Genomic DNA, 25,196 nt, shown 5'->3' with positions numbered 1-25,196 from the left:
TTACGATCGGGAGTTGTGGAGTTCCGGGTGCTCGGGCCGGTCGAGTGTTACGCCGACGACGGCGCGCGGGTGAGCCTTGGGCCGCCCAAGCAACGCGCGGTGCTCGCGCTGCTCCTCGCCCAGCCCGGCCGGGTGCTGTCGGTCGACCGGCTGATCAGCGTGCTGTGGGACGACGCGCCGCCCAAGACGGCGTTGAAGAACCTCCAGGTCTACGTCTACCAGCTGCGCAAGATCGTCGGATCGAGGCTGCTCTCGCGGGCGCCCGGCTACCTGATGTCGATCGACCCCGCCGAGCTCGACCTCACCCGGTTCATCGAACTGCTCGACGCCGCCCGCCGGGAACGCACGCCGCGGAGCTACCGGGAGGCGCTCGCGTTGTGGCGCGGGCCCGCCCTCGCGGATCTCGCCGCGTCCGGGTTGCTGCGCGGGGTCGTCGCCCAGCTGGAGGAGCTGCGGCTGGCCGCGCGGGTCGAGTGCGCCGAGGCGGAGCTCGACCTCGGCCGGCACGTCGAGATCGTCGCGGACCTGAACGAGTGGGTGCGCGAGCACCCGTTGAACGAACGCCTGCGCGAGCAGCAGATGGTCGCGCTGCACCGCGCGGGACGTCCGGCCGAGGCGCTGGCCGCCTACCAGGAGTGCCGCCGGGTGCTGATGGACGAGCTCGGCGTCGAGCCGGGGGAGTCGCTGCGGCGGCTGCAGGCCGAGATCCTGCGGGCGAAACCCGTTGGCGCGGCGGCGATCCGGCAGCTGCCGCCGGACGTGGTCACCTTCTCCGGCCGCGGCCGCGAGCTGAACCTGATCAAGGCGCAGCTCCGGCAGGACCGGGTCGCGGTGTGCGTGCTCACGGGCCAGGCGGGCATCGGCAAGTCCGCGCTCGCCGTGCGCGCGGCCCACGAGATCGCCGCGAGGTTCCCGGACGGTCAGCTCTACGCCGATCTCTCCGACGGCGCCTCCGACCGGATCCTGAGCCAGTTCCTGCGCGCACTCGGCGAACGGCCCGGCGACGAGGAGGCCCTGCGCTACCGCTCGCTCACCGCGTCGCGCAGGCTGCTGGTGGTGCTGGACAACGTCGCCACCGCGGGCCAGGTCAAGCGCCTGCTGCCGACCGGTCCCGGCTCGGCAGTGCTGATCACGTCCCGCCGTCCGCTCACCTCGCTGACCGGCGCCTCGTACGTCAAACTCGGTGCGCTGCCGCTGGAAGACGCGTTCCGGCTGCTGGAAGGCGTCGCCGGCGAGGTCGAGGACGCGACGGAACTCGTGCGCTGGTGCGGCGGACTGCCGCTGGCGCTGCGCATCGCCGGAGCCCGCCTCGCCGCCCGTCCACAGTGGACCGCGCCGCTGCTCGCCGCCAGGCTCGCGGACGAGACGCGCCGCCTCGACGAGCTCCGGCTCGGCGACGTCGCGGTGCGCTCGGCGTTCGCGGTCAGCTACGCCGAGCTCGGATCCACCGCGGTGGCCAGGGTCTTCCGGCTGCTCGGACTGCTGGACGGCCCGGACTTCGCGGTCGCGGCGGCGCGGGCGCTGACCGACGTGCCGGACGTCGAGTACCTGCTCGCCGAACTGGCCGACGCGCACCTGGTCGACGAACCGGTGCCGGGCCGGTTCGCGTTGCACGACCTGCTGCGCCTCTTCGCCCGCGAACGCTGCCGCGGCTCGGAGTCGTCCGAGGAACGGTCGCTGGCGCTGGAACGCCTGCACAAGCACTATCTGGAAGCGCTGGCGGACAACCCGACGGACCTCTGGCTCGCCGAGGAGCGCGACAACCTGATCGCCGCCGCGCACCAGGCCTCGCCGGCCGACACGATCGCGTTCGCCGCCGGTCTGTCCTGGTACTTCCGCCGCCGCTCCGAGGTGGCGGACTGGGCCGCGTTGAACACGCTCGCCCTGGAGGCGGCCCGCTCGCTGGGTGACGTCCGCGCGGAAGCACTGGCGTTGAAGGAACTCGGCGCCGCCTGCGAGCGCGGCTTCAAGTTCGCCGAGGCCCAGCAGCACTGGACGGCGGCGTTGACCCTGGCCCGCGACCTGCACGACCGCCAGCTCGAAGCCGTGACGCTCAACAACCTCGGCATCGCGCACTGGCGCCGCCGCGACCTGCCTGCCGCGCTGACCTCGCTGGAGGCCTCGCTGACGTTGCGCGAGGAACTGGACGACTCGCAAGGCGCGGCCTACGTGCGCACCAACCTGGGTCTCGTGCACGCGGCGCTCGGCGATCTCCCGGCCGCGCTGGTGTGTTACGAGGAGACGCTGACGACGCTGCGCGCGTGCGGCGACAGGTCCGGCGAGTTGCACGCGCTGGCGAACATGGCCGACGCCCACCGCCAGCTCGGATCCCTGGACCAGGCGCTGGAACTGGCGGACGAGGCGTTGCAGCTCGCGCGGTCGGTGGGGGACAGGCAGATCGAGGCGGGCGTCCTGCTCGACCGCGGCACCGTGCACGAGCTGGCGGGACGGGCGGAGCAGGCGCGCTCTTCCTACACCGAGGCCGTGGAGCTGTCGCGCCGCATCGGATTCCGCTGGGGTGAAACGGAAGCGGCGCGGAAGCTGGCGGGGCTGGGCTAGCCGGCCGCGTACCTTCCCGGCGCGAACACGCCGTCCGGATCGAGTGCCTGCCCGATCCTGGCCTGCAACGCCGTCGCCGTCCCCGGCCGGTCGACATCCCGCCGATACGCTGGAAAACCCTGTGCCGCAAACGCTTGGTGCAACCGGTCGAGCGCCTCCCGTGCCTCGGCGACAGCCGAAGGGTCGTCTGCCGGGAAGCCGAGCGCGATGACGTGGTCGACTGCGTCGCCGTCGAGGACGTTCATCGTGACGGCGGGCGTCGACGGGCAGCAGTCGCGGATCAGTTTCTCGGCGAGGGCCACGGTCTCGCCGGAGAACGGCAGGACCGGCAGGAACATCAGCAACCCGAGCTCGGCGTCGATCCGGTCGGCAGGACGGCCCATCGTCCTGCGCTGGAACCACCTGTCGGCCGGATCGGGATCACCGGCGTACGTCGCGCGGACCACCTCGTCCACCGCTGATGCCCCCGCCACCAGGGGCGAATGCCTTGCCGCACCGAGAAGAACCGAGCTGAGCGCCTCGACCACCTCGCCCGCGCCGCTGAGGCAGACGTGCGCGAGGTAGCCGTCCGCCTGGGCCGCGACCGGGTTGTAGACCTTGGTGGTGGGCGGAATCAGGCGCTGCTCCGTCCAGGACCGCAGCGCGTCGACCGCGTCGGCGAGGTCGTCCCCGGCGAACGTGAAGGGCAGCACCCGCACCTCCTCCGGCCTCGGCAGCAGCCGGACGACCGCGGCCGTGACGACCGCGAACGACGACTGCGTGAACAGGTGGGTGAGCGTCGGCCCGAGACCGTGCGGCCGCGGCACGGCCGAGGTACCCGGCCACCAGCCGACGTGCTCACGCCGGCCGTCGGCGAGCACCACTTCGAGCCCGGCCAGGTCCTCGGCGCGAGCGCGGTGCACGCCGACGCCGCGCTCCAGCGAGTTGCCGATGATGCTGGTGCGCAACGAGGACGTGGTCAGGTTGAAGATCCTCGGCGTGCCGCGCAACAACTCCACGAGCGCGCCCTGCGTCACGCCCGGCTCCACCACGGCGTAGCCGCGTTCGAGGTCGAGGGCACGAACGCGGTCCAGTCCTGAAAGATCCAGGACCGTGGCACCGTCGCCTACCGGCAGACCCGAACCGAGGCCCCAGTTGTAGCCGGTGCTGATCGGGTGCAGCCCTCGCCTGCCGGATCGGACGATCTCCACGACCTCGTCGGCCGTCGCCGGACGGAGGACCTCGGTGATCGTGCGCGGGCGGAAGGCGGCGGGTTGCTCGATGGACACGCGGCGCACGATAGGGCGAAGTGGCGGCGGAAGGCGGTAGCCGGACGCCGCGCGTCACGGTGAGGCCCTGACCCGAACGGCCTAGTCTGGATCAGGTGGAACTGCTGCATCTCAGGTACTTCGTGGCGGTCGCCGAGGAACTGAACTTCTCGGCGGCCGCGCGCAAGCTGCACATGGCCGCGTCGCCGCTGAGTCAGCGCGTCAAGGACCTCGAACACGAGCTGGGCCGTCAGCTGTTCGACCGCAGCACCCACCACGTGGCGCTGACGGACGCGGGCGCGGCGCTGCTGCCGATCGCGCGGGACGTGCTCGACCGCGTCGGGTCGATCAGATGGCGCCTCGACCAGGCCACGCAGCCCACCAGGTCGACGGTGTTCGTCGGCGTGCCCGCCGGACTCCACCCGGCGCTGCGGGAACGGCTGACCCAGCTCGCGGACCGGGTCGACGGGCGGTTCGAGGTCAAGCGGTGGCCGGGGACGACCACGGATCTCGTCGCGGCGGTGAAGGACGGCAGGCTCGCGCTCACGCTGGCCCGGCTGCCCGTGCAGGAGGTCTCTCTCGACACGCTGCACGTGATGTCGGAACGTCTTGGCGCGGTGGTGCCCGCAGACCGGTTCGAAGGCCGTGAATCGGTCAAACTGGCCGATCTCGCCGATCTGGCGTACGCGAAGTCGCCGGAGGAAATCATGCCCGCGTATTTCGAGCAGCTCGACCGGCAACTGCGCGAACTGGGCATCAAAAAGCGCATCCAGCTGAGCAACACCGGCTACCAGGGCACCTCGGAGATCGTGTCGGGCGGGCTCGGGTTCTCCGTCTCGATGCTCGACGAGGACAGCTCGATGCGGGGATATCGTCTGGAGAACATGGCTGTCCTGCCGTTCGAGGACTTCCGTGCGCAGCTCGACACGGGACTGCTGTGGCGGCGTGACCGAGGCGACGGCGGCGACATCGAGGAACTCGTCGCGGTCGCGAAAGAAGTCTTCGCGGACCCGATAATCAAATGAACAATGGTGTGACCGCTGTGGTCATACCATTGTTCGCGACATGATCGTTCCCTTTCTCGCGGTTCTTCACTAACTTCGGTGGTGCAAGAACGAACAGGTGCGAAAGGACGAACGATGAAGGACATCACCACCGGTCCGCTGGACGGCGTGCGGGTGATCGACCTCTCGACCGTGGTCATGGGCCCGTACGCGGCCCAGATCCTCGGAGACCTCGGCGCCGACGTGATCAAGATCGAGTCGCCTGTGGACACCGTCCGCAACGGCCGCTACCGCACCACGCCGGGCATGACCCCGTTGAGCCTCAACGTCAACCGGAACAAGCGCAGCGTCGCCCTCAACCTCAAGGACGAGAACGACCGCGAGACCGCCCTCGACCTGATCGACACGGCCGACGTGCTGATCACCAACATGCGTCCCGGCGCGCTGAGCAGGCTCGGCCTGAACTACGCCGACGTCGCCGAGCGCAATCCCGGCCTGATCTACGCCCACGCCCAGGGCTTCCGCGGCGACTCCGACCGCGCCGGCGTCGCGGCCTACGACGAGACGATCCAGGGCGCGTCCGGCCTGGTCGACATCGCGAACCGCGCGATCGGGCGGCCCGTCTACCTGCCGACGATCATCGGCGACAAGGTGTCGTCGCTGACCATCGCCTACAGCGTGCTCGCCGCGCTGGTGCACCGGAACAACACCGGTGAGGGCCAGCGGGTCGAGATCCCCATGGCGGACACGATGATCGCGTTCAACCTCGTCGAGCACCTCGCGGGCCACGCGTTCGTGCCGGAGGAGGGGCCGACGGGCTTCAACCTGTCGATGGCCAAGGGCCACCACGCCGTGCACACCAAGGACGGCCTCGCCTGCGTCGTCCCGTACAACCCGCAGAACTTCCGCGACTTCTTCGCCGCGGCGGAGCGTCCCGACCTGGTCGAGGACCCGCGCGTCGCCGGTGAGCGGATCGATCCCGGCGACAGCGACGACCTGATGGGCCTGGTCGACGAGTGCGCGCCCGCACTGTCCACCGAGGACTGGGCCGAGGTGTGCGCGAAGCACAGCATCCCGTTCGGACCGGTGCTGGAGCTCGACAAGGCGCACGAGGACCCGTACGTCCGCGACGGTCACCTCCTCGACGTCGTGCGGCACCCGAGCGAGGGCGAGATCCGGTCGATCGGCATCCCCGTCCGGTTCTCCGCCACCCCCGCCACCGTCCGCCGTCTCGCCCCGCTGCCGGGGCAGGACACCGCGGAAGTGCTCGCCGAACTCGAAAACGGAGTGCTGTCATGACTGAGGTTCGCACCGAACGCGTCGGCTCGGCGCTGCTGATCACGATCGACCGGCCGGAGGCCCGCAACGCCGTGAACGCGGCTGTCGCGACGAAGCTCTCCGCCGCGCTGGACGAGCTGGAGGCCACGCCGGAACTGCGCGTGGGCGTGCTCACCGGAGCGGGTGGCTCGTTCAGCGCGGGCATGGATCTCAAGGCCGCGCTGAGGGGCGAGTCGCCGGTGGTCGGCGATCGCGGCCTCGGCGGTCTCACCGAGGCCGAGCTCACCAAGCCGCTGATCGCCGCGGTCGAGGGGTTCGCGCTGGGCGGCGGGTTCGAGCTGGCGCTGGGCTGCGACCTGATCGTCGCCGCGCAGGACGCGAAGTTCGGACTGCCCGAGGTGAAGCGGGGCCTGATCGCCGCCGCCGGGGGAGTCGTCCGCCTGCCGCAACGAATCCCGCACCACCTGGCCATGGAGATCCTGCTGACCGGTGAGCCGATCGACGGCGTCCGGGCCGGCACGCTCGGCATCGCCAACAGGGTCGTGCCGAACGGCGAGGCCGCCGCGATCGCGTTGCAGCTGGCTGAGCAGATCGCCCTGAACGCCCCGCTGGCGCTCGCCGCCGTCAAGAAGGTCGTGCGCTCCCAGGATCCCTGGGCCGCGCAACGCACCGAGAGCGCGAAGCTGATGACCACGGCCGATGTCCGCGAGGGCATGACCGCGTTCGCCGAGCGCCGCACTCCACAGTGGACAGGACGCTGAAATGCTGGGAATCACACCGCTGAGCGCACCGGCCTTCCCCGCCGTGCAGCCCCGGTTCTTCGACCGCGAGTACCTGAACATCGTCTACCGCACCGATCCGGAGGCGCTGCGGGCCGTCGTCCCCGCGCCGCTGGAGATCGACGAGCCGCTCGTCCGGTTCGAGGTCATGAGGATGAAGGACGTCACCGGCTACGGCCCGTACACCGAGGCGGGCCAGGCGATCCCGGTCGTCTTCGACGGCGAACGCGGCGAGTACCTGCACGCCATGTACCTCGACAGCTTCGCCGCCACCGCGTCCGGCCGCGAGGTCAGCGCCTACCCGAAGGTCATGGGGTCGCCGAACCTCTACGCCGACAGCGGCGCGCTGGTCGGCACCCTGGACTACGGAACGCTGCGGGTGGCGACCGCGACCATGGGCTACAAGCAGTTCGAACTGGACCGTCGTCGGGCTGAGGCGGAGATCACGGTTCCAACGTTCATGCTGAAGACCATCCCTGACTATGACGGTTCGCTGCGAGTCCAGGAGCTCGTGCGCACGGAGATCACCGACGTCGTGGTCAAGGCCGCGTACACCGGGCCCGCGCGCCTGCAGCTGTTCCAGCACGTCCTCGCGCCGCTCGCCGACCTCCCGGTGCTGGAGGTCGTCTCCGCCAGCCACGTCATCACCGACCTGACGCTCGCTCCCGCCAAGCCGGTTCACAACTACTTGGAGGAAGCATGAAGACCGTCGCAGTCGTCGGAGCAGGCGTGATCGGCCTGTCGTGGGCCCGGTTGTTCGTCGAGCACGGCCTGACCGTGCGGATCACCGACCCTCGTGCGGACCTCGCCGAAGTCGTTCCTGACGGCGTGCAGATCGCCTCGACCGTCGCGGAAGCCGTGCGGGACGCGGACTTCGTGCAGGAGAACGGCCCGGAGAACCTGGAGTTCAAGAAGACCCTGTTCGCCGAGCTGGTCCGCGAGGCACCACAGCACGCCCTGCTGCTCAGCTCGTCGTCCGCGATCCCCTCGACCGCGTTCACCGAGGGCATCGACGGCTCGCGAGTCCTGATCGGTCACCCGTTCAACCCGCCGCACGTGATCCCGCTGGTCGAGGTCGTGCCGGGACAGCAGACGAGCGAGGAGTCGGTGACCAGGGCCGTGGAGTTCTACCGTTCGCTCGGCCGCACGCCGGTCGTCGAGCGCAAGGAGATCCCGGGTTTCGTCGGCAACCGTCTGCAGGCCGCTCTCTCCCGCGAAGCCGCCTACCTGGTCGAGCAGGGTGTCGTCACGCCGGCAGACCTGGACGCCGTCGTCACGAACTCGCTCGGCCTGCGCTGGGCGACCGTAGGCCCGTTCCTCGGCGCCCACCTCGGTGGCGGCCCCGGCGGCTACCGGCACCTCGCCACGCACATCGGGAAGTCCATGCGGGGTTTGGAACTGGGCACCCCGTCACAAGATCCAGAACGGCTGATCGAGGCCGTCGAAGACGCTTACGGCTCCTCCACGTACTCGGCGCTCGCCGAGACGCGCGACCGCAAGCAGCTCGCCGTGCTCACGGCATTGGAGGAGAACTGATGAACCGCCTGGAAGACCAGCTGACCGCCGACTTCTACAACTACGAGGCGCTGCTGAGCGACGACGAGCGCAAGATCCTGCTCGGCGCCCGCGAGTTCATGACCACCGAGATCAAGCCGCTGGTCAACGAGTACTGGGCCAAGGGCGAGTTCCCGCACGAGCTGATCGGCAAGTTCCGCGGCGCCGGCCTCACCGCCCTGTCGTACGAGGGCTACGGCGAGCACCCCGCCGCCGTCAGCAACCTGCTCACCGGCATGCTGGCGATGGAGATGACCCGCACCGACGCGTCGGTCGCCACGTTCTTCGGCGTCCACAACGGACTCGCGATGTACTCGATCTACGCGGGCGGTTCGCAGGAGCAGCGCGACCGCTGGCTGCCCGCCATGGCCGCGATGGACAAGATCGGCGCGTTCGCGATGACCGAACCGCTCGGCGGCTCCGACGTGGCGGGCGGCATGCGCACCACCGCGAAGCGCGACGGCGACACGTGGATCCTCAACGGCGCCAAGAAGTGGATCGGCAACGCCACCTTCGCCGACTACGTGATCGTGTGGGCCCGTGACCTCGACGACAACCAGGTCAAGGGATTCGTCGTGGAGAAGGGCACGCCCGGCTTCGTCGCCGAGAAGATCGAGGGCAAGATCGCGTTCCGGATCGTCGAGAACGCCGAGATCACCCTGACCGACGTCCGCGTGCCGGAAGCGAACCGGTTGCAGCGCATCGACTCGTTCCGCGACGTCGCGGAGATCCTGCGCGCCACCCGCGGCGGCGTCGCCTGGCAGGCGCTCGGCGTCATGATCGGCGCCTACGAGGCCGCCCTCGCCTACTCGAAGGAACGCGAGCAGTTCGGCCGCCCGATCGCGCGTTTCCAGATGGTGCAGGACAAGCTGGTGCAGTCGCTCGGCAACATCACCGCGTCGTGGGGCATGCTCGTGCAGCTCGCGAAGCTGCAGGACGCGGGCATCTTCCAGGACGAGCACTCGTCGCTCGCGAAGGCGTTCGTCACCTCCCGGATGCGCGAGGTCGTCGCCTGGTCGCGGGAGATCTTCGGCGGCAACGGCATCGTGCTCGGCTACGACGTGGCCCGCTTCTTCGCCGACGCCGAGGCGATCTACTCCTTCGAGGGCACCCGCGAGATGAACACGCTGATCGTCGGCAAGGCGATCACCGGGCAGAGCGCCTTCGTCTGAAAACTCAGGCCTCGGGGATCTCGACGACCACGTGCGTCGACTTGATCGAGGCCACCGCGACGCTGCCGACCTCCAGGCCGAGCTCGTCCGCTGACTCACGGCTCATCAGAGACGTGACGCGGAAGGGCCCGGCCTGCATGTCGACCTGGGCCATCACGCCGTCCTTGACGACCCGCGTGACGATGCCCTTCATGCGGTTGCGCGCCGAGGCCGCCACGGTCGCGCCGTGCTCGGCCACGTCGGTCATCTTCTGGGCGAACGCGGCGAGCTCCGTGCCGCTGACGCCCTTGCGCCCGTTGTCGAGCACGACGGACGCGAGGCGTCCCTGGTCGATCCACCGGCGCAGGGTGTCGTCACTGACCCCGAGCAACGCGGCGGCCTCGCTGATCCGCAGGTTCGGCACGAACCGGAGTGTATATCCGCGTTCGCGGACTCAGGAGTGGCCGGCGACGCGGTGCGGCTGGTAGCCCGACTCCAGTTGCCTCACTTCTTCGTCGGTCAGTTCGAAGTCCAGCGCGGCCACCGCGTCGTCGAGCTGCGCGGGCTTGGTGATGCCGACGATCGGCGCCGTGACGACGGGATTGCGCCGCAACCAGGCCAGCGCCACCTGCGCCCGTGACACGCCACGAGCCGAGGCCACGGCGGCGACCTCCTCGACGATCGCGCGGTCCGACTCCAGGTACAGGGTGGACCCGAACTCGTCGGTCTCGGTGCGCGCGGTCGTCGCGTCCCAGTCGCGGACCAGACGGCCGCGGGCCAGCGGGCTCCACGGGATCACGGCGATGCCCTGGTCCGCGCAGAACGGCAGCATCTCGCGTTCCTCTTCGCGGTAGAGGAGGTTGTAGTGGTTCTGCATCGACACGAACCGCGTCCAGCCGTTCTCCCGTTGCGTGAACAACGCCTTGGCGAACTGCCACGCGTACATGGAGGACGCGCCGATGTAGCGCGCCTTGCCCGACTTCACGACGTCGTGCAGCGCTTCCAGTGTCTCTTCCAGAGGGACGGTCCGGTCGAACCGGTGGATCTGGTACAGGTCCACGTAGTCGGTGCCGAGGCGGCGCAGCGAGTTGTCGATCTCGGCGAAGATCGCCTTGCGGGACAGCCCCGCGCCGTTCACGCCGTCGTGCATGCGGCCGTTCACCTTGGTGGCGAGCACGATCTCGTCGCGCCGGGCGAAGTCGCGCAGCGCGCCACCGGTGATCTCCTCCGAGGAGCCGGCCGAGTACACGTTCGCGGTGTCGAAGAAGTTGATGCCGGCGTCGAGCGCGGCCTTGATGAACGGCCGGGAGTCCTCCTCGGGCAACGACCACGGGTGGCCGCCCCGGTTCGGATCTCCGTAGCTCATCATGCCGAGACAGATCTCGGACACGTCCATGCCGGCGAGCTTGGTGTAGCGCATGGGTCAGCCCCTCAGGAAACGACGATCACGGTCGGGTGATGGTGACGACAACCCGTCAACATCAACCTAGTCCGGCTCGCCGGATCGTGCCTCTGTTGAACACGTCAGTGGCTTTCGGTCCTGATTGTCTGATCAGCGGGTTTAGCGTCGTTTTCCCGGGGTTTGAGAGGAAAGCGCATGACGAGCATCGACGTGGTCGCGCCACCGCAGGACGTCCTGGAGCGCACCCGCGCCACGGTCGAGCCCTTGCTGCGGGCCGCACTGGCGGAACTTCCGGACGAAACGCGCGAGGTGGTCGAGTTCGGACTCGCCCGGCAGGACTTCTCGACGGCCGCGCTCGTGCTGCTCTCCGCTGAGGCGTTCGGTGACGCGGACGTGGCTCTGGTCGCGCTCGCGCTGGAGTTCGCGCACCTGCACGAACAACTGCACGCGGACCTGATGGCGCGCAGGGGTGCGCGGGAGGTGTTCGGTGCGGACAGGACCGTCTCGGCGGCCGACGCCCTTCTCTCACTGGCGTGCGCACGGCTCCCCAAGCCCGGGGTGCTGATCCTCAACGTCGCGTTGATGTCCGTTGTGGACGGTTACGTCCAGGAGATCGAGATGGACGAACGCGACGACGTGGACATGGCCGAGTACCTGGGGGTGGCGGCGGCCAAGAGCAGTTCGCTCACCGCGGCGGCCTGTGAGCTCGGCGCGCTGGCCGCCGGTGCGAGCGCGAGCCAGGCGGGCCACCTCAGGGAGTTCGGCGACGACATCGGTCTGGCGCGCAGGCACGTGGACGACGTGCTGGCCCCGGACACCGACCACCGCACGCTCCCGGTGGCGGCGGCGATCAGCTCCGGCATGACCGTCGACGGCGGGCGCAAGTGGTGCGAGCAGCAGGCCGGACTGCTGCTCGCCCGCGCCCTGCACCACCTGAGGCAGTGCGGTCCCAGGGCGCGGGCAGCGGACGAGTTGGCCTCGCTCGCCAGGGCGGTCACGACCGCCAGGTGTGCTCCGGCTCGAACCCCAGCACCCGTCGTGCCTTCTCAATCGACAGCAGAGTCTCGTGCGGACCAAACTCTCGCTTGATCGGCACGCCGGGATAGGCCTGCGCGACCAACTCGTCGTTCGGGGTCGTCATGCACGTGTCGGCGTTCGCGATGATGAACACGTCAAAGCCCGTGGCGTCGTGGGCCAACGCTTTGCGCACGGCCTGCGCACCGTCGCGTGCGTCGATGTAGGACCAGAGGTTCCACTTGCGCGCGAACGGGTCGGCGTCGAACGGGAAGCGCTCGTAGTCGTGCGGCTCCATGACGTTCGAGAACCGCAAACCGATGATCTTCATCGACGGCTCCCAGCGGCAGAACTGCTGGGCGAGCGTCTCGTCCACCAGCTTGCCCAGCGAGTACGACGTCTCCGGGCGTCCCGCGTACTCCTCGTCGACCGGGATGTACGGCGGAGGAGTGTCGAACGGCAGCCCGAGGACCGTTTCGCTGGACGCCCACACGACGTTGCGCACGCCCGCCAGTCGTGCGGCGGCGAATACGTTGTAGGTGCTTGTCACGTTGTTGTGGAACGTGCGCGCGTTGGGCGCCACGCCCGGACCGGGGATCGCCGCCAGGTGCACCACGGCGTCCAGCCCGGCGTACCTGTCGTCGATCCCGCTGATCGCCTCCACGACCTGGCCGTAGTCGGTGAGGTCGACGCGGGTGAACTCGCCTTGGGGAACCGGGGGAGCGGCTTGGTCGAGGTTGTGGACCTCCCAGCCGTGGTCCAGCAGGTCGGCCACGACGGCGCGCCCGAGCTTGCCGCTTCCTCCGGTCACCGCGACACGTTGAGTCATGACTCAATCATGGCCTCACGGGCGCAGCAGGACCTTGCCTTCCGCGTGACCGGTCGCGCTCAGCTCCTGCGCCTTGCCCGCGTCGGCCAGCGGCAGGCTCTGCGCGACCCGCACGGTGAGCTTGCCGTCGGCGGCGAGCCGGGCGTACTCGGCGAGCCGGGCACCGAACGGGCCGCCGCCGCCGGAGAACGTGACGCCGAGCCCGGCGGCCGCGGGATCGGAGATGGTGACGATTCGGTCGGTACCGCCGCGCAGCTCGATCGACAACGGCAGGTCGCCCGCTCCGGCGGCGTCGAACACGGCGTCGACCCCGTTCGGCGCGGCGGCGCGGACGCGGTCGCCGAGCCCGTCCCCGTAGGCGACCGGGACGGCGCCGAGGGAACGCAGGTAGTCGTGGTTGCGCGGCGAGGCGGTGCCGATGACCGTGGCGCCGCGGGCCACCGCGAGCTGGACCGCGACGGCGCCGACGACACCGGCCGCCCCGTGCAGCAGCACCGTGTCGCCCGCCTCGACCTTCAGGATGTCGAGCACGCGGACCGAGGTCTCGACGGCCACGGGCAGCGCGGCGGCGGTGTCCCAGTCGAGGTTCGCGGGCTTGGGCGCGAAGTCGCCGGCCAGGGCGTGTTCGGCGTAGGCGCCGGTGGCCCAGCCCAGGATCTCGTCACCCACGGAGACACCGGTGACGCCCTCGCCGATCTCGTCGACGATCCCGGCGGCCTCCAGGCCGGGAGTGACGGGGAAGGGAGGCGTCATCTCCGGGGGCATCCAGCCGTTGCGGATCTTGAAGTCCAGCGGGTTGACGGCCGCGGCGACGACCTTCAGCCGCACCTGACCCGGTCCGGCGTGCGGTTCCTCGACGTCGGTCAGGTTCAGCACTTCCGGGCCGCCGAACGTCGTGTAGGTGATCGCCTTCATGGCTGACTCCAGAGCTTCGTCGTTTGGTTGACATGTCAACACTAGCGCCGTCTCCGCGCTGCTGCCCCCGCACTTCGGCTAGTCCCGCCTAGCCGAAAGGCCAGCCGGTCACCCGGTCGGGCGGACTAGCCTGAAATCCATGGACCTGTCGAAGGCCGCCGAGGTGATCCAGGCGCCGTTGAGCGAGACGTTGTCGCAGCTGTCGGCGGCGTTCGCCGGGGCCATTCCGCATCGGGCGATCTCCGAGCTGTCCAACTGCTCGTTCGCGCCGTTCAAGTTCCGCGGCGAGTCACCGGGGCCGTCCGTCACGATCGCCGACATCGCCGCGCTGAGGTCACTGGTGGGGAAGAGCGGGGCCTGGCAGGGGCGGGCGGTCCTGGCCGGCGCCGAGGTCCCGGTGGTGGTGCTGGTGAGCGCTTTCTCCGTGCCGAGCGCGCTCCTGGTGCTCCTGCGCTCCGAGGACACCCCGGTGCCAGACACGGACCTGACGTCAGCCAACGCGCTGTGGGACGTCGTCACCGCGCACATGGAAGCGCTGCGCAACGAGGCCGTGCCCGCGACCATCGCCGTGTCGCGGGCTGCTGCTGCGGCGCGTGCCGTGGCCATCTCCGATCTCGGTGACGCGTACGGAGCCTCGTTGACCGCTCTGCTCGGCGTGCTGCGCGACCGCGACGTGGACGACGCACCTGCCCGTGCGCGTGCCGTCGATCTGGCCGTCACCGCTCTGGTCGAACTGCGTGCGCGTGCCGACCTCGACCGGGCGCAGACCGAGGAACGCACGGGCGACGCCTTCGAACGGCTCGCCGAGTCGCTGCGCCGCGTCCTGCGCGGCCGGGACGTGCGGCTGGACCTGGGCACACCCGGTGCGGAGGAGGGCGCGGACCGCGTTCTGCCGACCGACATCGCCTCCACGGCCGGCGCGGTCGTCCGGTCTTCTGTGCACGCGATGCTGGACGACCAGCGGGGCGTGCGCCGGATCCACATCGGCTGGAAGATCGTCGGAACGGTGCTGCGGGCGACCGTGCGCGACGACGGCCCCGGCACCCTGTCTCGCGGCAGCCTCGACGCACGCCGCGTCGCCGAACGCCTCGGGCCGCTCGGTGGCAAGGTCGAGGTCGACGCCGTGCCGGAGTGGGGAACGACGGTGACGATCGAGGTGCCGCTCGGCCCGCCGGAGAACCCGCGCGAGGACCCGCTGACCGTGCTGGGCGCGCGGGAACTGGAGGTGCTGGGCCAGCTCGCCCGCGGCCGCCGCAACCGCGACATCGCCGGTGACCTGCACATCAGCGAGTCCACGGTGAAGTTCCACGTGGCGAAGATCCTGGAGAAGCTGGGCGTCGGCTCCCGAGGCGAAGCGGCCGCGCTGGCCCACGAGTGGGGCGCGACCGCTCGTTAGCCGATCTCGCCGAGACGCTGGCGGATCAGGTCGCGCACCACGTCGTCGGGCAGCGGCATGTCCGTCGTGAACCGGATCGTGCCCTTCGAGAGCGAGTAGCCGGTCAGCCGCTCGCGCACCACGTCCACCGCGGCCGGGCTGAACGGGAACACGGCCAGGTGGTCCCTCGCCGCCTTGAACCCGAGCAGCGGCTTGCCCTTGTGCCGAAGCGCGGCCAGGCCGTAGCTCAGGCCCTGCTCCGCGTCCGGCGCCAACTCCTCCGCGAGCGCCCTGACCCGTTCGAACGCGGCTCGCGCCGGGGCGTCGAGCGAGGCGAAGTAGTCGTCCACGTCGGCCATGCCGCGCACGCTACCTGGGCGAAGTGCTCCGCGAGCGAACCTGTGGCCATTGCCTGGATCATGTCGGTTTCCTGCTCGATACAGAGACCTGGACCACGCTCAGTTGCACGTCCAATAGTAGGAAGTCAAACTATTCTCATGGCGACCACTCTGCACAAGCCGGCGAACCCGGTGCGCTTTGTGACCGCGTCCAGCCTCTTCGACGGCCACGACGCGGCTATCAACATCATGCGGAGGATCCTGCAGTCGCAGGGTGCGGAGGTCATCCACCTCGGGCACAACCGGTCCGTGGTGGAGGTCGTCAACGCGGCGATCCAGGAGGACGCGCAGGGCATCGCCATCAGCGCGTACCAGGGCGGGCACGTCGAGTACTTCTCGTACCTGGTCGAACTCCTGCGCGAACGCGGCGCCGGGCACATCAGGGTCTACGGCGGCGGTGGCGGCGTCATCGTCCCCGAGGAGATCGAGCTGCTGCACTCGCGCGGGGTCGCGCGGATCTTCTCGCCGCAGGACGGGCAGACGCTCGGCCTCGCGCGCATGATCAACCTGATGATCGAGGAGTGCGACCACGCGCTCACCGCGCCGTTCAGCCACGACGCGCTGCTGACGGGGGCGGACGAGGCCCTGGCGCGCGCGATCACGCACATCGAGGCGGGCAACGCCGAGGGCATCGAGACCACCCGCAAGGTCCCCGTCCTGGGCATCACCGGCACGGGCGGCTCCGGCAAGTCGTCGCTCACCGACGAGCTCGTGCGCCGCTTCCGGCTCGACCAGCAGGACAAGCTGCGCATCGCCGTGCTCGCCGTCGACCCGACGCGCCGCCGTGGCGGTGGCGCGCTGCTCGGCGACCGCATCCGGATGAACTGCCTCGACGGCGACCGCGTGTTCTTCCGTTCGCTGGCCACGCGCCGTGCGGGCAGCGAGATTCCGGACGGCCTGGAGCAGGCCATCGTGGCGTGCAAGGCATCCGGTGCGGACCTGGTCATCGTCGAGACGCCCGGTATCGGTCAGGGAGACGCGGCCATCGTGCCGTTCGTCGACTTCTCGCTGTACGTGATGACGCCGGAGTTCGGTGCCGCGTCGCAGCTCGAGAAGATCGACATGCTCGACTACGCGGACGCCGTGGCGATCAACAAGTTCGAGCGCCGCGGTGCCGAGGACGCGCGCCGTGACGTCGCACGGCAGATGGTGCGCAACCGCGAGGCGTTCGGCGTCAAGTGGGAGGAGATGCCGGTCTACGGCACGTCCGCCGCGACGTTCAACGACGACGGCGTGACGGCGCTCTACCAGTTCCTGCGTGACGGACTGGTCGAACACGGTCTTGCCGTGGAAGAAGGCTCTCTCGCGACGGTCAACGGCAAGACGTCGACCTCGGCGTCCACGGTCGTGCCCGCGTCTCGTGCGCGCTACCTGTCCGACATCGCGGACACAGTGCGCGGCTACCACCGCAAGACCGACGAACAGGTCGGTGCGGTGCGCACGCACACCCAGCTCTCCGCCGCCCAGAAGGCTTTGGAGGCCGCGGGCAAGGGCGTCACTGACATCGCCGAACTCGCCGACGCCGCCGAGCGCAAGGTCGACCGCGACACCGCGGACCTGCTCCGGACGTGGCCGGCGACGGTGGAGCAGTACTCCGGCGACGAGCTCGTGTTCAAGGTGCGGGACAAGGAGATCCACACCAGGCTGACGCGGGAGACGTTGTCCGGCAACCAGGTCCGCCGGGTCAGCCTGCCGCGCTACGACGACGAGGGCTCGCTGCTGCGGTTCCTGCGCAAGGAGAACCTGCCGGGCTTCTTCCCGTACACGGCCGGCGTCTTCCCGTTCAAGCGCGAGGGCGAGGACCCGGCCCGCATGTTCGCGGGCGAGGGCGACGCGTTCCGCACCAACCGCCGCTTCAAGTACCTGTCGAAGGGCAACCCGGCCACGCGCCTGTCGACGGCGTTCGACTCGGTGACGCTCTACGGCCGCGACCCCGACACCCCGCCGGACGTCTACGGCAAGATCGGCACCTCCGGCGTCTCGATCGCGTCGCTGGACGACATGAAGGCGCTCTACGACGGCTTCGACCTCGTCGCGCCGACGACGTCCGTGTCGATGACGATCAACGGCCCGGCGCCGACGATCCTCGCCTACTTCCTGAACACGGTGATCGACCAGGAGGTCGGGAAGTTCAAGGACGCGGAAGGCCGTGAGCCGAACGCGGAGGAGTACGCGAAGGTCAGGGCGTTCGCGCTGGCCAACGTCCGCGGCACCGTTCAGGCCGACATCCTCAAGGAGGACCAGGGCCAGAACACCTGCATCTTCTCCACGGAGTTCTCGCTGCGCATGATGGCGGACATCCAGGAGTGGTTCATCCAGCAGCAGGTCCGCAACTTCTACTCGGTGTCGATCTCCGGCTACCACATCGCCGAGGCCGGCGCGAACCCCATCTCGCAGCTCGCCTTCACCTTGGCCAACGGCTTCACCTACGTCGAGTCGTACCTGGCGCGCGGCATGAACATCGACGACTTCGCGCCGAACCTGTCGTTCTTCTTCTCCAACGGCATGGACGCCGAGTACAGCGTCATCGGCCGCGTGGCACGCCGGATCTGGGCCGTGGCCATGCGTGACCGCTACGGTGCCGCGGAACGTTCGCAGAAGTTCAAGTACCACGTGCAGACGTCCGGCCGTTCGCTGCACGCGCAGGAGATGGACTTCAACGACATCCGCACGACGCTGCAGGCGTTGTGCGCGCTGTACGACAACTGCAACTCCTTGCACACCAACGCGTACGACGAGGCGATCACCACTCCCACGGAGTCGTCCGTCCGCCGCGCGATGGCCATCCAGATGATCATCAACAAGGAGTGGGGCCTCTCGGCGAACGAGAACCCGCTGCAGGGCTCGTTCGTCATCGACGAGCTGACCGACCTCGTCGAAGAGGCCGTGCTGCTGGAGTTCGACCGCATCTCCGAACGCGGCGGCGTGCTCGGCGCTATGGAGACCGGCTACCAGCGCGGCCGCATCCAGGACGAGTCGATGCTCTACGAACAGCGCAAGCACGACGGCTCGCTGCCGTTGATCGGCGTCAACACCTTCCTGCCGGAGGACGGCACGCGCGAGGTCGTGAAGATCGAGCTCGCACGCGCCACCGAGGAGGAGAAGGAGTCGCAGGTCGACCGCACCCGCGCCTACCAGGCGGCGCACCGCGACGAGGCGCAGAAGGCGCTGGCCCGCCTGCGTGAGGTCGCGCAGACGAACGAGAACGTGTTCGCCGTGCTGATGGACGCCGCCCGCGTCTGCACGCTCGGCCAGATCACCGAGGCGTTCTTCGAGGTGGGCGGCCAGTACCGCCGCAACATCTAGTGGTGTGACCCGGAATGCCGGCTGGGTGATTCACGCTCAGCAGGGCACCACGACGCACCCGTCTGACCGCGAATGCGCCCGGCGACATTCCGGGCCACACCACTGGACGCGGCTCCTAGACGGCATAGGGCCGGCCGACGATCCACCCGCCGACGCGGTCGGGGAGCTCGTCGGTCGGCACCAGCTCGACGGTGTCGCCGACGTCGACCACGCCCGGCCGGATCACCCAGCTGTCCAGGCACAGCACGCCACCGAACTCGTGCCGGATGCGCCGGTGCACGTCGAGGTCCTGCGCGCCCGTGTCGGGGTCGATCGTGGTGACCACGCACCGGGCCCGCTTCTGGTACATCCCGATCACCACGTCGCCGACGACCAGCGCGTGCCCCGGCCAGCCGTCCTCCTCGCCGGCCTCGACGCCGCCGATGAGGATGTTGGGCCGCAGCCGCCGCACGTCGACGCCCGCGGCCTCCACCTGGCCGTCCGTGGCCACCAGGACGTTGAGCACGTCGAAGCGCTCCGGCCCGGTGTAGCGGGTCAGCCTGCCGCCGAACGGCAGCACCTTCTCGTGAGCCTGCCAGCTGTCCCACGGATGTCCGTCGACCAGCGGGCCGTCCGGACCGGTGGAGGCGGGGATGGTGAGCAGGCCGTACCGCGTGCGTCCGGTCAGCACGCCGCGCGGGCCCTGCACGTGCACGAGCCGGTCGCCCTCCACGCCGTCCTGGGTGAACGTGGCCTGCTGGAGTGGTTCGCCGCCCAGTGACTTCACCGGGAAGCGCCACAGCGCCTTGACGTGCACTTTTCTCACTCCTGCGGGATCTCGTAGGTCGAGCTGGGGTCGATGCGGCGGTCCGCTTCGGCGATCTTCACGTCGTTGATGCTCGCCTCGCGCCTGCTCATCAGGCCGGACTCGGCGAACTCCCAGTTCTCGTTGCCGTAGCTGCGCCACCACTGGCCCTCGTCGTCGTGCCACTCGTACTGGAAGCGCACGGCGATGCGGTCGTCACCGAACGCCCACAGCGACTTGCGCAGCACGTACTCGTGTTCGCGTTCCCACTTCTTCGTCAGGAACGCGACGATCTCGTCAGTGCCGCGGATGAAGTCGGACCTGTTGCGCCACACCGAGTCCGCTGTGTAGGCGCCGGCGACGCGCTGCGGGTCCTTCGTGTTCCAGGCGTCCTGGGCCGCCTGCACCTTGAGCCGGGCGGTCTCGGCGTCGAACGGGGGCACGAGTTTCACGACGGTCCTTCCAACGGTTGGGCGACGCTGCAAACGTTAGAACGAGAGTCTAACGGATGCAAGTCTGTGTTACCGTTAGATGTGCTGACGCCCGACGAACCCCGTCCGGTCCTGTTGATGAACACCATCTGGGCCAATCGGTCGCAGGTGCACGACGACCTGACGACTGTCGGTGGGCTCCGCGACTTTCTGGGTGTACCGGCGGATCAGGCCGACCTGACGGCGTTCCGCTCGTTGCGGCAGGCCCTTCGAGACCTCGCGGGCGTGCTCACCGAGGACGCGCGTCCGGTCGCACAGGATCGTGACCTCGAACGGGCCGTGGGTGAGGTCAACCGTGCGGCGCGCAGTGCGCAGCGATGGCCGCAACTGGCCGTGCAAGGCGGAGAACTGTTGCGGCTCAACGAAAGTGATGGCTCGCTCGCGGATCGTGAACGCGCTTCGATCGCCGCGGAGGCCGTGGAGCTGTTCACCGGTGAGGAGAGGGTTCTGTTGCGCGCCTGTTATGCGCCGGGCTGCGTGCTGTACTTCGTGAAGGACCATCCGCGCCGTGAATGGTGCTCGCCGTCGTGCGGCAACAGGGTCCGCGCGGCCCGCCACTACCGGCGCAATCGGGGTGAATCCCCTGGTCCGAACGGGTTTTCCTGATCAGCGGGGGTAAACATGAGCCGCCCCGGTTCCGATTAAACGGACAACAGTTGGGCGCGTTTTGTGTGGTGGTGATCCGCGATGTCCCGAGAATCCGTGCCAGGTCACGACATCAGCTATCACCTCGTCTGCTTCGACGAGACAGGCAACGAGCGGGGGCGCGACAGCGCGGACGTCCTGTACGACGCCCGCCGCGGTGTCACCGACGTCTTCTTCTTCATCCACGGGTGGAACGGCGACGTGCCGGCCGCCCGTGAACAGTACGGGCGGTGGGTCGCGACGATGGCCGGCTGCCGTGCCGAACGTGAAGCGGCGCATGGGCTTCCGGGCGGTTTCAAGTCCCTGCTCGTCGGCCTGCACTGGCCGTCGAAGGCGTGGGGCGACGAGGACGTGCGGTCGGACGAGTTCATCAAGGCACAGGCCCAGCGCCTCGGCGGAGGCGCCGGACGCATGGCCGCGGTGCGCACGATCGTCGAGGCCGCGCGGCAGCACCCGTGCCGGATGTCCGGTGCGGTCAAACAGGCCTACGACTACCTGGAGAGCTCGGTTCCCGACCTGCCGGGCGAGGACGGGATGACGTTCGACGCCGAGCAGCTCTACCGGGCGTGCCTGGAGGATCCGGCGCTGGGCGGGATCCTGTCGCCGCTGCGGATCCTGACGTTCTGGAAGATGAAGCGCCGCGCCAAGGTGTTCGGCGAGAGCGGCGCCGCGAGGATCGCCCGCGAGGTCGCCCAGGCCGCCCCGAACGCGCGCGTCCACCTCATGGGCCACAGCTTCGGCTGCATCACCGCGACCGCCATGGCGAACGTGGTGCCCGCCGCGACGCTGACCCTGGTGCAGGGCGCGATGTCGCTCTGGTCGTTCGCCGAACGGCTGCCCGGCGAACCCGGTTCCGGCTACTTCCGCGGTGTGCTCGGGCGCGTGCCCGGCCCGATCATCGTCACGACGTCGTCGAACGACTACGCCATCGGCAGGTTCTACCCGCTGGCCGCGCGATCGGGCCGCCAGGTCGACCTGGACGAGTACCCGAAGTACGGCGGCCTCGGCTCGCACGGCGTGCAGGGCACCTACGCCCACGGTCACAACATCGGATCTCCTGGCGAGCTGCAGCGCGGGCAGGTGCACAACGTCGACTGCACGTCGGTGATCCGCCGCATCGACGGAATCGCCGGTGCGCACAACGACATCTGTCATCCGGAACTGGCTCGGCTGCTCTGGAAGGCGGTGCTGGCCCGGTAGCTGGTCCGTTTTCAGAAACACGCGTTGCCGTTGACTGCTCCGATGACTCGGTTCTACGGTGAGGTCACCGTCGCTGCCGACAACCCTCGGAGCCGAGGACGGTGGCAAGTGTTTCGTCATCCATTGTGGATAATCGCGGCCTTCGCGCTGGCGCTGGTGGCCGGCACGACGCCGGCGCAGGCCGCGGATCCCGTGCTGGTGCCCGTTTTCGACGGCAAGACGCTCGACGGCTGGACCATGCACGCCAAGGACGCGTTCGTCGTGAAGAACGGCGCGATCCACAGCCAGAAGAACGCCTCGCGCGGCTGGATCTACTACAACAAGCAGCAGTACAAGAGCTTTCGCTGGATCTTCAAGCTCCGCCAGGTCTCCGGCGACCACAAGCCGACCGTGCTGATCTGGGGCAAGATCGCGACCCCGGCCTTGAACGGCCTGGGCGCCATCCAGTTCCAGCCGCCCAACGGTGGCGCGTGGGACTACCGGCCCGGCCACAACAACGGCGGCGGCAAGCTGTTCACGAAGTACCCGCACCCGAGCTGGGACGTGAAGAAGTGGGCGCAGTGCGAGATCCTCGCCGACGGTGACACCGGAATCGCGCGCATGGCGTGCTGCCCGCTGCCCGGCGGCGCGGTGAAGTGCAAGGCGCAGGAGGTCCTGAAGTTCGAGGACAAGAAGGAACCCGCGGGCCGCGAGGCGCCGTTGGCGATCCAGATCCACAACAAGGGCATCGAGGACGAGTACAAGGACCTCGTCGTCGAATCGCCCGTGGCCGACCCGACGAAGTTCATCACGACCTGACCGTGCCGCTGGGCGCGTCTACTGCGCGCCCAGCCGCAGGACCATCTGCGGTACCAGCGTGCTGCCGAGACACTGGCGCAGGTCCGCGCGCAACGCCGCCAGGTCCACCGCGCCGAGCGCGGGGGAGACGTCGAACCCCATCGTCCCCGCAGTCAGGATGACGCGCTGCATCGCCTGCCCCGCACGAATTTCCGCCGCAGCCCCCTGGTTGAACGTGCACAGCACCAGCTCGGTCCCGCTCCGCACGTGCAGCCACGCCCGTTCGACCTCGGCCGCCCGCGACAGCAACCCGCGCCAGGAGGCCAGCTCGGGAAACGCCGTCCACGCGCGACGGTTCATGCGCAGGGAGTGCAGCAACGCCAGCACGTCCGGACTCGGCTCCTGGTAGCCGCCGAGCCTGATGGCCGCGGCCGAGTCGTGCGCGCTCGGCCCCGGCAGCAACGTCACCAGTGGACGGATGCCGTGCCCTTGCAGCGCCAGCCGGACGTTGAGCAGCGCGACCCCGCAGGCAACGCGCGTCTCCCGGCCGTGCGGAGTGGAGGTGTGCAGTTCGATCTGTTCGGGCCGCACCTCGAACCGCACGCCCGAGACCGAGTCCCTCGCAAGAGCCAGGACGGCACGCACGTCCTCACCCGCGAGTCCGAGTGAGCCGGGCACAGCGATCGTCATGCGCCCACTCTGCGGCCAGGGACGTAGATCGACCACAGCCGAAGGTCCCCTCTTGCTAGGGCCGTGAGTTGTCGGAAAATGTGCGAATCTAGGCGGCGTGCCTGACGTGCCTGGTCGCCGCGACCTCGACGAGCTGCTCGACGAGGTTCGAGACCGCATGGACGAGATCGTGACCACCCGCGACCAGATGCAGGAGCTCCTCGGCGCCATGCTCGCCGTCGCGTCCGGTCTGGAGCTCAAGCCGACGTTGCTGCGCATCGTCCAGGCCGCCGCCGACCTCGTGGGCGCCCGCTACGGCGCGCTGGGCGTGCTCGGGACCCGGTCCGACCTGTCCGAGTTCCTGCACGTCGGCGTGGACGAGGTGACGCGCGCGTCGATGGGCCACCTGCCCGAGGGCAAGGGCCTGCTCGGACTTCTCATCAAGGACCCGACGCCGTTGCGCCTGAACGACCTCGCACGGCACGAGATGTCCGTCGGTTTCCCGCCCAACCATCCGCCGATGCACAGCTTCCTGGGCGTGCCGGTGCGCGTGCGCGACGAGGTGTTCGGCAACCTCTACATGACCGAGAAGATCGGTGCCGCCGAGTTCACCGCCGACGACGAGGCCGTGCTGCAGGCGCTGGCCGCGGCGGCCGGCATCGCGATCGAGAACGCCCGCCTGTTCGAACGCTCCCGCATGCGCGAACGGTGGCTGGAGGCGATCGGCGAGGTCAACTCCGAACTGCTCGGTGGCGCGTCCGGCGAGTACGCGCTGCGCCTGATCACCCAGCGCACCGTCGAACTCGCCGGCGCCGACTCGGCCCTCGTCGTGCTCGGCGACGGTGACCACACGCCGCTGTCCGTCGCCGCGAGCGCGGGCGTGAAGATCGAGAGCTTCACCGCCGCCGACTACGCCGTCGACGAGGTCATCCGCTCCGGCGTCCCGCTGCTGGTGGACGACCTGGGCACGGCGTTCGGTCCTGCCCTGGCCGTGCCGCTGCGGTCCGAGATGGGCGTCACGGGCGCGTTGGTCGTGCTGCGCCTCGGCGGCGCGACGCGCTTCCTGCCCGACCAGGTGCCGATGCTGGCGTCGTTCGCCGACCAGGCCGCCGTTGCCCTGGAGTTCGCCGAACAGCAACGCTCACAACGCCTGCTCGACGTCCTGGAGGACCGCGACCGCATCGCCCGCGACCTGCACGACCACGTGATCCAGCGGCTGTTCGTCACCGGCCTCACCCTGCAGGCCACCCAGCGCCGCATCACCGAACCCGACGTGGCCGCCCGCCTGCGGACCGCCGTCGAGCAACTGGACGAGACCGTCCGCGAGATCCGCACGTCCATCTTCGACCTGCACTCGACGGACAACACCTCGCTGCGGCGCAGACTCCTGGACCTCGTCGCCGGCCTCACCGAGGCGACGCACCTCAAGCCGTCCGTCCGCATGTCCGGCACCGTGGACAACTCGGTGCCACCCGAACTCGCCGAGCACGTCGAGGCAGTGGTGCGCGAGGCCGTCACGAACTGCGTGCGGCACGCGTCCGCGACCGAGCTGACGGTGCTCATCGACGCCGGTGAGGGCGTGGTGATCACCGTGCAGGACAACGGGGTCGGCATTCCAGGCGATGCCGCCCGCAGCGGGCTGCGCAACCTCGCCCACCGCGCGTCCAAGTTCGGCGGGTCGCTGGAGGTGCGGGCGGCGGAGGGCGGCGGCGCCTGTCTGGTGTGGCGCGTGCCACTGGGCTAGGCCGTGTCCTGCAGGTCCGTTAGATGAGAGTCGAGGGCGAGAGACCCGGAGGCCGCGACCATCGCGGACGAGCCC

General features: G+C 69.5%; 23 protein-coding genes. 14 read left to right on the top strand and 9 right to left on the bottom strand.

Annotated elements, in window-relative coordinates:
* The first annotated feature begins 15 nt into the window (after positions 1–15).
* Positions 16–2,559, top strand: coding sequence for an AfsR/SARP family transcriptional regulator (locus SK854_RS44910; RefSeq protein WP_319981305.1), 2,544 nt, complete (start codon positions 16–18; stop codon positions 2,557–2,559).
* Here the strand turns inward: SK854_RS44910 and SK854_RS44905 are convergent.
* Entirely contained in the window at positions 2,556–3,827 is a 1,272-nt protein-coding gene (locus SK854_RS44905; protein ID WP_319981304.1) for an FAD-binding oxidoreductase, read from the bottom strand. The two genes, SK854_RS44910 and SK854_RS44905, sit on opposite strands and share 4 nt — an antisense overlap.
* A gap of 95 nt (positions 3,828–3,922) precedes the next feature.
* On the opposite strand from SK854_RS44905, the gene SK854_RS44900 reads away from it, so the two are divergent.
* The 6 genes from SK854_RS44900 to SK854_RS44875 all read left to right on the top strand — a co-directional run bounded on the left by SK854_RS44900 (position 3,923) and on the right by SK854_RS44875 (position 9,593).
* On the top strand, positions 3,923–4,831 hold the full coding sequence (locus SK854_RS44900) for a LysR family transcriptional regulator (RefSeq protein ID WP_319981303.1): 909 nt from the start codon (positions 3,923–3,925) through the stop codon (positions 4,829–4,831).
* 114 nt (positions 4,832–4,945) lie between these two features.
* A complete protein-coding gene (locus tag SK854_RS44895; RefSeq protein ID WP_319981302.1) occupies positions 4,946–6,109 on the top strand; it encodes a CaiB/BaiF CoA transferase family protein in 1,164 nt (387 codons plus the stop codon).
* On the top strand, positions 6,106–6,849 hold the full coding sequence (locus SK854_RS44890; RefSeq protein ID WP_319981301.1) for a crotonase/enoyl-CoA hydratase family protein: 744 nt from the start codon (positions 6,106–6,108) through the stop codon (positions 6,847–6,849). Before SK854_RS44895 ends, SK854_RS44890 begins: the two co-directional genes overlap by 4 nt.
* Before the next feature lies 1 nt (position 6,850).
* Entirely contained in the window at positions 6,851–7,570 is a 720-nt protein-coding gene (locus SK854_RS44885) for an acetoacetate decarboxylase (protein WP_319981300.1), read from the top strand.
* Positions 7,567–8,403, top strand: a complete 837-nt coding sequence (locus SK854_RS44880; RefSeq protein ID WP_319981299.1) for a 3-hydroxyacyl-CoA dehydrogenase NAD-binding domain-containing protein — start codon at positions 7,567–7,569, stop codon at positions 8,401–8,403. The genes SK854_RS44885 and SK854_RS44880 overlap by 4 nt, the downstream gene beginning before the upstream one ends.
* On the top strand, positions 8,403–9,593 hold the full coding sequence (locus SK854_RS44875) for an acyl-CoA dehydrogenase family protein (RefSeq protein WP_319981298.1): 1,191 nt from the start codon (positions 8,403–8,405) through the stop codon (positions 9,591–9,593). The genes SK854_RS44880 and SK854_RS44875 overlap by 1 nt, the downstream gene beginning before the upstream one ends.
* 4 nt (positions 9,594–9,597) lie before the next feature.
* Here the strand turns inward: SK854_RS44875 and SK854_RS44870 are convergent, their stop codons facing one another.
* The gene (locus SK854_RS44870; RefSeq protein WP_319981297.1) at positions 9,598–9,996 is read right to left on the bottom strand and encodes a TOBE domain-containing protein; all 399 of its coding nucleotides are present in this window, start codon (positions 9,994–9,996) and stop codon (positions 9,598–9,600) included.
* Positions 9,997–10,026: 30 nt separating this feature from the next.
* Positions 10,027–10,992 carry an aldo/keto reductase gene (locus SK854_RS44865; RefSeq protein ID WP_319981296.1) on the bottom strand — a complete coding sequence of 322 codons (966 nt, stop codon included), beginning with the start codon at positions 10,990–10,992 and terminating at the stop codon, positions 10,027–10,029.
* A gap of 177 nt (positions 10,993–11,169) precedes the next feature.
* On the opposite strand from SK854_RS44865, the gene SK854_RS44860 reads away from it, so the two are divergent.
* Positions 11,170–12,063 carry a polyprenyl synthetase family protein gene (locus SK854_RS44860; protein ID WP_319981295.1) on the top strand — a complete coding sequence of 298 codons (894 nt, stop codon included), beginning with the start codon at positions 11,170–11,172 and terminating at the stop codon, positions 12,061–12,063.
* Here the strand turns inward: SK854_RS44860 and SK854_RS44855 are convergent.
* Entirely contained in the window at positions 11,969–12,817 is an 849-nt protein-coding gene (locus SK854_RS44855) for an NAD-dependent epimerase/dehydratase family protein (RefSeq protein ID WP_319981294.1), read from the bottom strand. The genes SK854_RS44860 and SK854_RS44855 overlap by 95 nt on opposite strands.
* Positions 12,818–12,832: 15 nt before the next feature.
* A complete protein-coding gene (locus SK854_RS44850) occupies positions 12,833–13,732 on the bottom strand; it encodes an NADP-dependent oxidoreductase (RefSeq protein ID WP_319981293.1) in 900 nt (299 codons plus the stop codon).
* Positions 13,733–13,871: 139 nt separating this feature from the next.
* Here SK854_RS44850 and SK854_RS44845 point away from each other — a divergent pair, with 139 nt between their 5' ends.
* Positions 13,872–15,128, top strand: a complete 1,257-nt coding sequence (locus SK854_RS44845; RefSeq protein ID WP_319981292.1) for a LuxR C-terminal-related transcriptional regulator — start codon at positions 13,872–13,874, stop codon at positions 15,126–15,128.
* On the opposite strand, the gene SK854_RS44840 is transcribed toward SK854_RS44845, so the two are convergent.
* A complete protein-coding gene (locus SK854_RS44840; RefSeq protein WP_319981291.1) occupies positions 15,125–15,466 on the bottom strand; it encodes an iron chaperone in 342 nt (113 codons plus the stop codon). The two genes, SK854_RS44845 and SK854_RS44840, sit on opposite strands and share 4 nt — an antisense overlap.
* Before the next feature lie 138 nt (positions 15,467–15,604).
* Here SK854_RS44840 and icmF point away from each other — a divergent pair, with 138 nt between their 5' ends.
* Positions 15,605–18,811, top strand: a complete 3,207-nt coding sequence (gene icmF / locus SK854_RS44835; RefSeq protein ID WP_319981290.1) for a fused isobutyryl-CoA mutase/GTPase IcmF — start codon at positions 15,605–15,607, stop codon at positions 18,809–18,811.
* A 115-nt stretch (positions 18,812–18,926) separates the two neighbouring features.
* Here icmF and SK854_RS44830 read toward each other — a convergent pair whose 3' ends face one another.
* Positions 18,927–19,616 carry an MOSC domain-containing protein gene (locus SK854_RS44830; protein ID WP_319981289.1) on the bottom strand — a complete coding sequence of 230 codons (690 nt, stop codon included), beginning with the start codon at positions 19,614–19,616 and terminating at the stop codon, positions 18,927–18,929.
* A complete protein-coding gene (locus tag SK854_RS44825) occupies positions 19,613–20,047 on the bottom strand; it encodes a nuclear transport factor 2 family protein (protein ID WP_319981288.1) in 435 nt (144 codons plus the stop codon). Before SK854_RS44825 ends, SK854_RS44830 begins: the two co-directional genes overlap by 4 nt.
* Before the next feature lie 81 nt (positions 20,048–20,128).
* Between SK854_RS44825 and SK854_RS44820 the strand changes: the two genes are divergently transcribed.
* From SK854_RS44820 to SK854_RS44810, 3 genes are all read left to right on the top strand, one after another.
* Positions 20,129–20,692, top strand: coding sequence for a CGNR zinc finger domain-containing protein (locus tag SK854_RS44820; protein ID WP_319981287.1), 564 nt, complete (start codon positions 20,129–20,131; stop codon positions 20,690–20,692).
* Positions 20,693–20,773: 81 nt separating this feature from the next.
* Positions 20,774–21,931, top strand: a complete 1,158-nt coding sequence (locus SK854_RS44815) for a hypothetical protein (RefSeq protein ID WP_319981286.1) — start codon at positions 20,774–20,776, stop codon at positions 21,929–21,931.
* Positions 21,932–22,054: 123 nt separating this feature from the next.
* Positions 22,055–22,729 carry a family 16 glycoside hydrolase gene (locus tag SK854_RS44810; protein WP_319981285.1) on the top strand — a complete coding sequence of 225 codons (675 nt, stop codon included), beginning with the start codon at positions 22,055–22,057 and terminating at the stop codon, positions 22,727–22,729.
* A gap of 18 nt (positions 22,730–22,747) precedes the next feature.
* Here SK854_RS44810 and SK854_RS44805 read toward each other — a convergent pair whose 3' ends face one another.
* Positions 22,748–23,398: a nitroreductase family protein gene (locus SK854_RS44805; RefSeq protein WP_319981284.1), complete on the bottom strand. Its 651-nt coding sequence runs from the start codon at positions 23,396–23,398 to the stop codon at positions 22,748–22,750.
* Positions 23,399–23,555: 157 nt separating this feature from the next.
* Here SK854_RS44805 and SK854_RS44800 point away from each other — a divergent pair, with 157 nt between their 5' ends.
* The gene (locus tag SK854_RS44800) at positions 23,556–25,121 is read left to right on the top strand and encodes a sensor histidine kinase (protein ID WP_319981442.1); all 1,566 of its coding nucleotides are present in this window, start codon (positions 23,556–23,558) and stop codon (positions 25,119–25,121) included.
* The last annotated feature ends 75 nt before the right edge of the window (positions 25,122–25,196 follow it).

Source organism: Lentzea sokolovensis (assembly GCF_033949975.1).
Taxonomy (GTDB): Bacteria; Actinomycetota; Actinomycetes; order Mycobacteriales; family Pseudonocardiaceae; genus Lentzea; species Lentzea sokolovensis.
Note: the sequence above shows the minus strand (reverse complement) of the source record. Positions and strands in the feature narration are given on the sequence as shown.